This window comes from Metabacillus sp. SLBN-84 (assembly GCF_053629595.1).
Map to the genome: position 1 here is coordinate 3326715 of NZ_JBRJIP010000001.1, position 11497 is coordinate 3338211.

At 44.5% G+C, this 11497-nt stretch carries 8 protein-coding genes; 3 read left to right on the forward strand and 5 right to left on the reverse strand.

Annotated features, from left to right (window positions below; all coding sequences use genetic code 11):
• Window positions 1–91: 91 nt before the first annotated feature.
• The 3 genes from RKD52_RS16965 to RKD52_RS16975 all read right to left on the reverse strand — a co-directional run bounded on the left by RKD52_RS16965 (window position 92) and on the right by RKD52_RS16975 (window position 3744).
• A complete protein-coding gene (locus tag RKD52_RS16965) occupies window positions 92–928 on the reverse strand; it encodes a sugar ABC transporter permease (RefSeq protein ID WP_029283838.1) in 837 nt (278 codons plus the stop codon).
• Window positions 928–2229 carry a carbohydrate ABC transporter permease gene (locus tag RKD52_RS16970; RefSeq protein WP_369732173.1) on the reverse strand — a complete coding sequence of 434 codons (1302 nt, stop codon included), beginning with the start codon at window positions 2227–2229 and terminating at the stop codon, window positions 928–930. The genes RKD52_RS16965 and RKD52_RS16970 overlap by 1 nt, the downstream gene beginning before the upstream one ends.
• A 210-nt stretch (window positions 2230–2439) precedes the next feature.
• Window positions 2440–3744, reverse strand: a complete 1305-nt coding sequence (locus tag RKD52_RS16975; RefSeq protein ID WP_454100633.1) for a sugar ABC transporter substrate-binding protein — start codon at window positions 3742–3744, stop codon at window positions 2440–2442.
• Window positions 3745–4135: 391 nt separating this feature from the next.
• Here RKD52_RS16975 and RKD52_RS16980 point away from each other — a divergent pair, with 391 nt between their 5' ends.
• Window positions 4136–5905 carry an alpha-glycosidase gene (locus tag RKD52_RS16980; protein WP_454101257.1) on the forward strand — a complete coding sequence of 590 codons (1770 nt, stop codon included), beginning with the start codon at window positions 4136–4138 and terminating at the stop codon, window positions 5903–5905.
• A 431-nt stretch (window positions 5906–6336) separates the two neighbouring features.
• Here the strand turns inward: RKD52_RS16980 and RKD52_RS16985 are convergent, their stop codons facing one another.
• Window positions 6337–6657, reverse strand: coding sequence for a 2Fe-2S iron-sulfur cluster-binding protein (locus RKD52_RS16985; protein WP_282034779.1), 321 nt, complete (start codon window positions 6655–6657; stop codon window positions 6337–6339).
• 930 nt (window positions 6658–7587) lie between these two features.
• The gene (locus RKD52_RS16990) at window positions 7588–8451 is read right to left on the reverse strand and encodes a helix-turn-helix domain-containing protein (RefSeq protein WP_454100634.1); all 864 of its coding nucleotides are present in this window, start codon (window positions 8449–8451) and stop codon (window positions 7588–7590) included.
• Between the two features lie 122 nt (window positions 8452–8573).
• Here RKD52_RS16990 and RKD52_RS16995 point away from each other — a divergent pair, with 122 nt between their 5' ends.
• Window positions 8574–9935 carry an MATE family efflux transporter gene (locus RKD52_RS16995; protein WP_454100635.1) on the forward strand — a complete coding sequence of 454 codons (1362 nt, stop codon included), beginning with the start codon at window positions 8574–8576 and terminating at the stop codon, window positions 9933–9935.
• A 235-nt stretch (window positions 9936–10170) separates the two neighbouring features.
• The gene (locus RKD52_RS17000) at window positions 10171–11454 is read left to right on the forward strand and encodes an ammonium transporter (protein ID WP_369732169.1); all 1284 of its coding nucleotides are present in this window, start codon (window positions 10171–10173) and stop codon (window positions 11452–11454) included.
• Window positions 11455–11497 lie beyond the last annotated feature (43 nt).

The following is an 11497-nucleotide window of genomic DNA, read 5'->3' on the forward strand; positions in this document are numbered from 1 at the left end:
TTACTGCGTAATAGCTGCCCGGAACCGGACAGCTTTACACATAAGACTATTAAACTGTTAAGGTGATTTCAATATGAAATCGTTCTCCTGCTTATCCTTTATTTGCTCCTGCAGTCAGTCCTTCAACGATATACTTCTGGAAGATCAGGAACAAAATCGTAATTGGAACGGCTACCAGTACAGCTCCTGCTGCAAAGGTCGTAAACTGAGTGCTTGTTCTGCCTGTAACAAATTCGAACAATCCAACGGCAAGTGTTTTATTTTCATTCGAACGAAGGATCAAACGGGCAAAGATGAAGTCCATCCATGGACCGATAAAGTTATTAACAGCGATAAAAACAAGGATCGGTTTAGAAAGCGGCATCATGATTTTAAAGAAAATCGTTGTATGGCTCGCTCCGTCAATCTTCGCTGCCTCTTCAAGACTTCTAGGAAGTCCGTCAAAATATCCTTTAACAAGCCATGCACCAAACGGAATGGATCCGCCGGCGTAAACAAGAATCAGACCCCAGTGATTGTCCAAAAGGCCAATTTGAAGCAGAAGAATGTATATGGCGATCATCCCCATGAAGCTTGGGAACATCTGAAGAACGAGCATGGCCATAAGACCCTGCTTGCGTCCCGGGAAACGGAAGCGGGAAAATGCATATGCTGCCGTTACAACAAGGAATGTTGAGATGAGCATGTTGAAAAAGGCAATTTTAAATGTGTTTTTATACCATGTCAGATACTTTGTTTCTTCAAACAGATAGCGGTAATGATCCAGTGTAAGCGCCTCTGGAATCAGCTTTGTTTTGAAAAGAGAATCTCCAGGATTCAGCGATCCGATGATAATGAAATACACAGGATAGAGTACGGCTATAGCTGTTAGGATTAAAATGGCATATATAACGCCTACGACGAGTTTATCAGTTAGTTTTTTGTTCATCATGACATCATATCCTCTTCCTTGAAGGCTTTTGTTTTTCTGAAGTTCCAGATAGAAAGAGTTGCTACTACGATAAAGATGAGGATGGATACAACCGAAGCTGTAGCAAACTGGCTCTGCTCAAGCGTCATTTTGTAAATCCAGCTGATCAGGATATCTGTAGAGCCGGCATAGCTGTATTCTACATTTACAGGATTACCCTGCGTTAATAGATAGATAATGTTGAAGTTATTGAAGTTTCCTGCAAAGCTCATGATAAGCAGCGGAGCCGTTGAGAACATGACGATCGGCATAGTGATTTTCCAGAACTTGCTCCATGGAGTTGCTCCGTCAACATCTGCCGCTTCAAACATTTCTTTATCAATTGTAGTCATGACACCGCTCATCAGAACCATCCAGAACGGGAATCCAAACCACATGTTAACTGTGACAAGCGTCACTTTTGCCCACATCGGATCAGAAAGCCATGGAATCGCTTCAAGACCAAGTGCTCTTAAGTATTGATTCAGCGGACCGAATTCTCCGTTGAAGATGTTTCTCATAATCAAAATGCTGACAAACTGCGGGATAGCCCATGGCAGAATGTAGATCGAGCGCCATAAGCGCTTAAGTTTAATTCCTTTATGGTTGATCAGAACAGCAAACACAAGACCAAGGAAGAAGGTTGTTGCTGTAGAAAGAATCGCCCATATTACCGTCCATCCGAATACGCCGTAGAACGTTGTGCTCCATGTCTTCAGCTGGAAAAGGTTAAGGAATGTATCAAAGCCTACCCAGTCAACAAGCGCCTTCGGCGGCAAGTGGTTTGGACCGGAGTAGTTTGTAAAAGCAATCATAACTCCGAACAGGAGCGGAAGAATGGTAAGGAACATTGTAAATAGAATAGAAGGTGTTAACAGAATGTAAGGGAATCCGTTCTCCCATACATTGGCAAGCGTTTGCTTAGTTGTGTTAGGCTTAATGCCGCGTTCGCGTGCTTTGCCGACTTTATAGGCATCGCGCACGTTCAAGTAGTAAACCCACAGGAACAAAATGAATGAAATTAAGAAGATAATTCCTTCGATCATCAGGAAGATTGAGTGATCGCCCTGAACAACTTCGAATCCATTTCTTGACTGAGGTGTGTCTCCAAGAGTTGTCAGACCCCACATTGCATATCTGAAAGGCAGTGACCAAAAAACGAGAAGATAAACTTCCAAAAGGATAAAAAGGATACCCTTTAAATATTGACGGTGGTAAATCTGTCCAAGCCCCATTAATAAAAGCGATAGTAATGCACCTATTCTTGCTGGTCCGCGCATTATGCCAGGCCTCCTCACGTTGTATGAAAATCATGTATATTGAGAAAACTTCTTCAAAAAATCCCCATTGTCCCTTTGCTGTCCCCATTTACGGGCAGTTGACCCCCACCTCTTTCTCATGCATGTTCAGGGCATAGAGGTAGAGGCTGCTGCCTGCCAATAAAGGATAAAAGTTGAGCCAATACCATAGGTATCGGCTCAGACTGACTATTACTTCGTTTGTGAAGAGATAGCATCCTCAATTTGCTGACGTGCAGCGTCAAGTGCCTTTTTAGGTTCAGTTCCATCGTTCCACATTGTTGTATAAGCCGTTTCCATTGGACCCCAAACTGATTGCATTTCAGGAATGTTCGGCATTGGAAGTGCTGATTCAGCCTGCTCAAGGAATGCTGAAGCAACTTCGTCGTTTTGGATAGCATCGCTTTCAATCAATTCTGTTTGAGGAGGAAGCTGTCCTGTCATTTCAAAACGTTTTTCAAGCATTTCTTTGCTTGTTGCAAATTGTGCAAGAAGTGTAGCTGCTTTTGGATATTTAGAATAAGAGTTTACATAGTAAGCTTTGATTCCAGAGAAACTTTTTGGTGTTTCGCCGTTATCTAATTTCGGAAGCGGAGCAATACCGAAGTTGATGCCTGCTTCTTCATGGTTTTTAATATCCCATGGACCAGAGATGCGGTACATTAAGTTGTTTTCGTTAAAGAAAGAACTGATCAAGTCGCCAGTGATGTCTTCTTTTTTAAGCGGAAGAAGTTCTTTGTTCATGCGCTGCATGAATTCACCGGATTTAACTGCGCCTTCGTTGTTCACTCCAAGATCAGCTGCGTCTGTATTGTCGCTGCCGAAAATGTAGCCGCCGTAGCCAGCGAAGAATGCATGTGCAAAGTAGAAGTTTGCAGGCTCCATCATGAAGCCGTATTTGCCGTCTCCGGCAAAGCCTTTAGACTGTTCGAAAATTTCGTCAAATGTTTCTGCAGGCTTGTCTACTAAATCTTTATTGTAATATAGTGCATATGTTTCAATAGCCATCGGGAATCCGTAAAGCTTAGAATCGCCGTTTTCATCTGTATAAGATGTTCCGTCGATTGCAGCCGGAAGGAAGCTGTCTTTATATTCATCTGCTAAAACGTTTTCATAAATGAGTCCCGCTTTAACCATGTTTCCTACATGATCGTGAGGTGCATGGAATACGTCTCCGCCAAGTTCAGCAGGACCGTCTACTTCAAGTTTGCCGGCAGCGTCAGTGTGGTTAACTTCCTGCACTTCAACCGGAATATCGTATTTTTTCGTAAATTCTTCTGCAACCATAGTCGCCCACTTGGCTTCTGAGTCTGCATTATCCCAAAGTACAAGCTTTGCGCCTTCTTCAGGAGTCAAATCTACTGCTTCTTCTGTCTTTTTTTCTCCCTCTTTGTCGCCGCCTTCTGTCTTTGCCGGCTCTGAGCTGCCAGGCTTGCTGCATGCTGCCATGACGAATACAAGCAAAGCAATGAGAGTAAGTGATAAAAACTTTCTCATAATTTCCCCACCTTTTATTTTGTTGTAATCTATTTCATTGTACTTAGTGCCCAGGGGACTTTCAGCACAACTGAAACCAAAGTCTCATAGTTCGTCAGTGAAAACGCTTCCTATTACCCTCTTAAAAAAAGGCTTTCATCTCTATCAGACAGCCGTTTCTGCCAAGGTTTGTGCAAACGTTTTCCCTACTAACTAATTTTTATTTTAAGTTTGCCAGAATTAAAAGTCAATACATTTTTAAAATAAATGCAAACGTTTTCCCATTGCCTTATAATAGAAAAGAAATCTATTTTTTGGCTATAGTCGGTGCACAAAAGGATGGGATGATAGTCACACATCTTCCGTTCCTGTGCCCCGCTGCAAAACGGCCCGCAGAAAGAGAGTGAATGTATTGTTAAAAGAAGCTGTATATCACCGCCCTAAAAATCAATATGCCTACGCATACGATGAAAAAACACTGCACATCAGACTGCGCACGAAGAAGAATGATGTTGAAACCGTCAGCCTTGTGCATGGCGATCCATATGAATGGAGCAAGGACGGCTGGACGTTTAAGCAGAAAGAAATGAAGAAAAGCGGATCGGATGAGCTGTTTGACTACTGGTTTACAGCTGTCGAACCGGAATACAGAAGAATGCGCTACGGATTTGAGCTGATTTCAGGAGATGAAAAATGGGTCTATACAGAAAAGGGGTTTATTAAAGATGTGGTCTCGGACGATACAGCTCCGTACTTCGCCTTCCCTTTCTTAAATAAAGCGGATGTATTCCATGCACCTGAGTGGGTGAAGGATACAGTCTGGTATCAGATTTTCCCGGAACGCTTTGCCAACGGAGATTCTTCTATTAATCCAGAGGGCACCCTGGAATGGGGAAGAACAGAACCGACAAGCAGCAATTTCTTCGGCGGTGATTTTGAAGGAGTCATCCAAAACATCGGCTACCTGAAGGACCTTGGCATCAGCGGCATTTATTTCACTCCTGTTTTTAAAGCGTATTCAAACCACAAATACGACACGATCGACTACATGGAGCTTGACCCGCAATTCGGTGATAAAGAAACCTTTAAGCGCCTTGTCAGAACGTGTCTTGATAACGGCATTAAAGTGATGCTTGATGCTGTTTTCAATCACAGCGGCTACTATTTCCCGCAGTTTCAGGACGTTCTTGAACATGGTGAGAAATCAGCCTATAAAGACTGGTTTCACATCCGCAAGTTCCCTCTAAAAAACGAGGATGATTCTTTGAATTATGATGCGTTCGCATTTGTTGAAAGCATGCCGAAGCTGAACACAGAGCATCCAGAAGTGCGGAGCTATCTGCTGGAAGTGGGCCGTTACTGGGTAAGGGAGTTTGATATTGACGGATGGCGCCTCGATGTTGCGAACGAAGTGGATCATGCATTCTGGAGAGAGTTCAGGCAGGCTGTGAGAGCTGAAAAAGAAGATGTCTACATACTGGGTGAAATCTGGCACGACTCTATGCCTTGGCTTCAGGGTGATCAGTTTGATGCCGTCATGAATTACCCGTTCACAACCGGAACGATGAACTTTATCGCAAATAATAAAGTGAAAGCGGAAGAATTTGTTCACATCATGGAAAGCGTCCTCCACTCTTATCCTAAAAACGTGAACGAGGTCGCCTTCAACCTTCTTGGAAGCCATGATACCCCAAGAATCTTAACAACAGCAGGCGGGTCCAAAGAAAAACTGAAACTGCTTTTTGCCTATCAATTAAGCTTCATCGGAACACCGTGCATCTACTACGGAGATGAAATCGGCATGGACGGAGAACAGGACCCGGGCTGCCGCAAGTGCATGATCTGGGAAGAGGACAAGCAGGACCGCGAACTGTTCACTTATGTCAAAAAACTGATCAGCCTGCGCAAAAAGTACCCTGTATTCGGAAACGGCGGCGACATCACCTTTGTTGAAGCAAACGATGAGACCAATCATGTCATTTTCACAAAACAGAACAGCAGCCAGAAAATGATAGCCGTTCTGAACAATTCGGACAAAGAACTCTCAGCCGTTCTTCCGTTCAGCCTTGAAGATACGAAGCTGACCGACTTATTGACCGGGCAAGAATTTGCAGCACATGCAGAGAAACTGACGGTGACAGTCCCTCCTTATGAGATGGCGTTTTATTTGGTTGAGGAGTAAGGAATGAAGGTGCCCCGGATTATGGGGTGCTTTTTTTTGGTTCTTTCACGATGGAACTGTTTTGATGGAGGGGCTTATCCTTCTGATTATTGACCGTTCACGACGGACCAGTTCTGCTGAAGGGTCATATCTTTCTCCTTATAGACCTTTCACGACGGACCAGTTCTGCTGAAGGGTCATATCTTGCTGCTTATTGACCTTTCAAGTCAGATCCGCTCTGCTGAAGGGTCATATCCTTCTGCTAATTGACCTTTTACACCAGATCAGCTCTGCTGAATGGTCATATCTTTCCTCCTTTTTGACCCGCCAATCAAATGTCCTCCAACCTGCAGGTTTCGCACCGGAAATTTCCAAAACCCATCCACTCTGTCCCCATAAAAACCACAAAAAAACACGCCAGAAAAAATTTTCTGGCGTGTTACTATCCGGTTTCATTCCTCAGGCCTTGGCCCCGCATCAATGCCCCTGCTTTCAACCGTCATAATCGGCCTGCAGGTGACATCGCCGTTTACGCGGATCTGGCAGGATAGGCGCAGATGATCCTCTACTCCCTTTTCAGCGAACGCGTTTCGTTCTGTGTTAGTTAAATCTTCAAAATCACCTTCAAGAATTTCCACGCGGCAGCTTGTGCATTTCGCTTTCCCGCCGCAGCGGTGGAGAATGTTGACTCCATTATCTTCAAGTGCTAAAACAAGTTTTTTTCCCATTTCTGTTTCAAATGAGCCGTGGCCCGGCACGTTAATTGTCGGCATTTTTATTCCTCCATTGGTTTCTGGTTTAATGTTACTTATTACTTGAATTGGAACCATCAAGCTTCAGATTTTCTGTCTTGATGGCACTTATCTACGAGATTGGAACCATCAAGACCCGGATTTTTCGGCTTGGTGGCACTTATCTACGGGATTGGAACCATCAAGACCCGGATTTTCCGGCTTGGTGGCACTTATCTCCGAGATCAGGACCATCAAGCTTTGGATTTTCCGGTTTGACGGCACTTATCTCCGAGTTCGGAACCATCAAGCCAGCGATTTCCTGTTTTGACGGCACTTATCTCCGAGTTCGGAACCATCAAGCCAGCGATTTTCCCGTTTGATGGCCTTTATCTCCGAGTTCGGAACCATCAAGCTACCGGTTTTCTGTTTTTATGGCACTTATCTCCAAGTTCAGAACCATCAAGCCAGCAATTTTCTCGTTTGATGGCACTTATCTCCGAGTTCGGAACCATCAAGCCACAGGTTTTCCGCTTTGATGGCCTTTATCTCCGAGTTCGGAACCATCAAGCTGCAGATTTTCTGTCTTGATGGCACTTATCTCCAAGTTCAGAACCATCAAGCCAGCAATTTTCTCGTTTGATGGCACTTATCTCCGAGATCGGAACCATCAAGCCACAGGTTTTCCGCTTTGATGGCCTTTATCTCCGAGTTCGGAACCATCAAGCCAGCGATTTTCCCGTTTGATGGCCTTTATCTCCAAGTTCAGAACCATCAAGCCAGCGATTTTCCCGTTTGATGGCCTTTATCTCCGAGTTCGGAACCATCAAGCCAGCGATTTTCTGTTTTGACGACACTTATCTCCAAGATCGCAACCATCAAACACATGATTTTCCGCCCTGAAGGCACTTACCCCCAAGACCATAACTTCAGTACCATCCTGACCTATTATCGGTCTTATTCATACATGTTTTATTTTTTCCTTGATACTATCTTTCGATATTCAAGTGGTGAAACTCCTTCCAGCCGCTTAAATATTTTTGTGAAGTAGGCGGGATCCTGTATGCCGGACTCTTTTGCAATGAATGAAATTTTATCGTCAGTAGTAGACAGAAGACGCTTCGCCTGTTCCATCCGGTACTGAGTTAAGTACTGTACGGGTGTGACCCCCATTGTTTTCTGCATGCATCTTGTGATGTAGTCGGGATGAAAGTGAAGTTCCTTTGCAACGTCCTCCATCTTCTTCTCTTCTTTGTAATGTTTCCTAATATAACGCAGCGTGTCTTCTACTACTTTTTCAGCCGCGCTTGAGATCTTCAGTGATTCTTTTTGGAGATGAAGAATGATTTCCTGAAAATAAATCTGCTGCCTCAGCGGAAAATCAGGGGTCTGATGATCCAGACGTGTAAGATTCTCAAAAATCTTTTCAACAAAATCACGGTGGAGGCACTCTCCGAAAGCCGGAAGTTTAAAATGAAATTGGGGCGGAACGACAAAGTCCCCGTCTCGCGTCTGAATCTCTGCCCAGTTTTCATACCCCTCCCTGTACAGTGAAAATTCACCCTCCATTTTGAAATGACACCAAAAAACTCTTGTATCTTCTCTGCAGCTTTTATGTCCGTAGTGTTCAAAGCCTGGAGTTAAGATGATGAACTGGCCGTCTTTTATTGTAAATGGCTCGCTGTTTTCCGTTATGTAAAGCTCTCCCGACTGGACGTAGATCAGATCAAAGACGGTAAAAATGCGCTTAAAGTGCTTGGATCCCTTTTTAAAAATAGCATCTCCGCCTTTTATAAAAGTTGGAAATGGAGGAATGTCAAAACCGATGTAGGACATGGCGCTCTCTCTCTTCAGGTCGTATTTTTCCAAAAATGATCGAAATCATCTCTTTTTATTATAGAAGATCATCTGTAAACTAGTAATGATTTTACGTAAGTTTTTGGGAAGGAGGATGTTTTTTGCCTCAAGTAAAGAAAGATCGAAAATTGACATTATTTGCTCTTACCTGGCCTATTTTTATTGAGCTGTTTCTTCACATGCTGATGGGAAATGCCGACACCCTGATGCTCAGCCAGTATTCGGATAACTCTGTTGCAGCTGTAGGAGTGGCGAATCAGATTCTGAACATTTTAATCGTCATGTTCGGCTTTATCGCAACAGGAACGATTGTTCTGATTACGCAGAACGTCGGTGCCGGCAACAGCAGAAGCGCCCTTGAAATTTCGCAGGTATCCATTGCAGCCAATCTGGTTCTTGGCCTGATTATCGGTGCAGCGGTCATTGTTTTCAGCGAAAACATGCTCATGATGATGAATATCCCCCCTGCCCTGATGGCAGAAGCAGACTATTACTTAAAGATGGTCGGAGGGCTCTGTTTCCTTCAGGCGCTTATCATGACCATTGGAGCTGTGCTTAAGAGCTACGGATTTACAAAGGATACGATGTATATCACAATCGGCATGAATATTCTTAATGTCATTGGAAATTATCTGTTTATTTTCGGACCATTCGGCATACCGGTTCTTGGAGTGGAGGGGGTTGCCCTTTCGACTGTTGTCTCAAGGCTTGCGGGACTGATTGCAATTTCTTATCTCCTGGTAAAGCGGATTTCATTCCAGACGAAAGCGCTCGATGTTTTTAAACTGCCTGTTTCTCACCTGAAAAATCTGCTGAAGATCGGGGTGCCGTCCGCAGGTGAGCATCTTGCCTACAACGGATCTCAAATCGTCATTACCATTTTTATTACCATGCTTGGAGCTGAAGCGCTGACAACAAAGGTTTATGCACAGAACCTGATGATGTTCATCTTCCTTTTCAGTCTCGCGATCAGCCAGGGAAATCAGATTATGATCGGACAGATGACAGGAGCAAAAGAATACAACCAGGCCTACGCCAGATGCATGAAGTCCCTCTATTGGGGTATCGGTACTTCTGCCGTTATCGCTGTGATATTCAGCATTTTTACCGACAGTCTGTTCGGCATCTTCACAGATAACACCGAGATTCTGCAGACAGGAGCTGTCCTTCTTCTCCTGACCATCATTCTTGAACCCGGCAGAGCATTTAATCTGATTATCATCAGTGCGCTTAGAGCGGCAGGAGATGTAAAGTTCCCGGTATATATGGGTATTTTGTCCATGTGGGGAATCAGCGTTCCGCTTGCCTATGTGCTTGGGATTCAATTTGAACTTGGTCTTGCAGGCATCTGGATTGCGTTTATAGCGGATGAGTGGCTGAGAGGCATCCTCATGCTTATAAGATGGAAGTCCAGAGTCTGGATCAATAAAGGATTTGTTTTACATTCAAAAGCAGCAATCTGACATCCGGCGATTCCGCCGGATGTTTTAATTTTCGCGTCAGCTTATGTGACGCAAGTTGTAACCGCTGTCAAAAATCACACAGGAAATTAGTCCTTATTTTTTATTATAATTTTCAGAAAAATGCTTGCTTTCTGCATACTCTTGCCATATGATAATATACATAACAACAGGTGTTATATTTCCTGACATGAAAATCAGTCTTTATTATCTTTTATTAAAAGGAGTGTGTTGAGGAATGGATGCTGTCGTGCTAATGGATAATTTATGGGTCGTCATTGCGGGTATACTTGTTTTGCTCATGCAAGGAGGATTTATTCTTCTTGAAGCGGGATCTACCCGGATGAAAAACGCCGGTCATATTGCAGGAAAGACGATTTTTACAGTTGGAATTGCCTCTCTTGTGTTCTGGGCAGTAGGGTACGGGTTCATTTACGGTGATGGCAACAAGTTTATCGGTCTTTCAAACTTCTTTTACGGAGATGCTTCTCCAGCAACTGACGGGCTGACCACTTCCGTTGATTTCTTTTTCCAGCTCGCCTTTGCAGCAATTGCACTGACAATTGCCTTCGGAGGATTTGCAGAACGTGCTAAACTGTCTGCATATGTTATCTTCGCAGTCTTATTCTCTGCATTGATCTATCCGGTCGTTGCCCACTGGATTTGGGGAGCCGGCTGGCTTAAGGATTTAGGCAAGCAGGATTTCGCAGGATCCACAGTCGTTCATTTGACTGGTGCAATGGCGGCACTCGCTGCGACGATTGTCTTAAAGCCAAGACTCGGAAAATATGCAAAAGACGGTACGATGAATCAGCTTTTCGGCCATAACCAGGTATACACGGCTCTAGGCGTTTTAATCCTTTGGGTCGGCTGGTTCGGATTTAACGCAGGAAGCACATTCGGCGTATCAGACGGATTTTTTGGATATGTTGCTTTAAACACGCAGCTTGCAGCAGGTGCAGGTGCCATCGCAGCGATGATTGCCGTCCGGGTGATGACAGGCAAAGCTGATATTCCTACAACTTTAAACGGCGCTCTTGCCGGACTTGTAGCCATCACTGCCTCCTGTGCATTCGTGGCCCCGTGGGCAGCGGTTGTCATCGGACTTGTCGCAGGAGTTCTTGTCTACTTCAGCATGAAGCTGTTTGATAAAGCGAAAATTGATGATCCGATTTTTGCCCTCTCTGTTCACGGTGCGGCAGGCGTCTGGGGTACATTATCCACCGGTTTCTTCGCTACTCCGGAGCTTGCTGAGCGAAACGGCGGACTTGCGGGACTGTTCTACGGAGGAGGCCTCACACAGCTCGGCGTTCAGGCCATCGGCATTCTCTCATGTGCCGCGTATGCGTTCATCGTGTCTTACGTCATCCTCATTGTGATGAAAAAGGCAATGGGCACAATCCGGGTGACAGAAGAAGAAGAAATGATCGGTCTTGATATGAGTGAACACGGCAGCTACGGCTATCCTGAATCGTTTGCTTCTGCAGAAGGAAGCAAGCCTGAGAAAAAAACAACAGCTTAACAGAGTGGTTTAGAGCGGTGTGATGCCGCTCTTTTTTTGTGCT

Coding starts and splice junctions, on each gene's coding strand:
- RKD52_RS16965 (WP_029283838.1), bottom strand. CDS start 928: ATGAACAAAAAACTAACTGATAAACTCGTCGTAGGCGTTATATATGCC.
- RKD52_RS16970 (WP_369732173.1), bottom strand. CDS start 2,229: ATGCGCGGACCAGCAAGAATAGGTGCATTACTATCGCTTTTATTAATG.
- RKD52_RS16975 (WP_454100633.1), bottom strand. CDS start 3,744: ATGAGAAAGTTTTTATCACTTACTCTCATTGCTTTGCTTGTATTCGTC.
- RKD52_RS16985 (WP_282034779.1), bottom strand. CDS start 6,657: ATGCCGACAATTAACGTGCCGGGCCACGGCTCATTTGAAACAGAAATG.
- RKD52_RS16990 (WP_454100634.1), bottom strand. CDS start 8,451: ATGTCCTACATCGGTTTTGACATTCCTCCATTTCCAACTTTTATAAAA.
- RKD52_RS17000 (WP_369732169.1), top strand. CDS start 10,171: ATGGATGCTGTCGTGCTAATGGATAATTTATGGGTCGTCATTGCGGGT.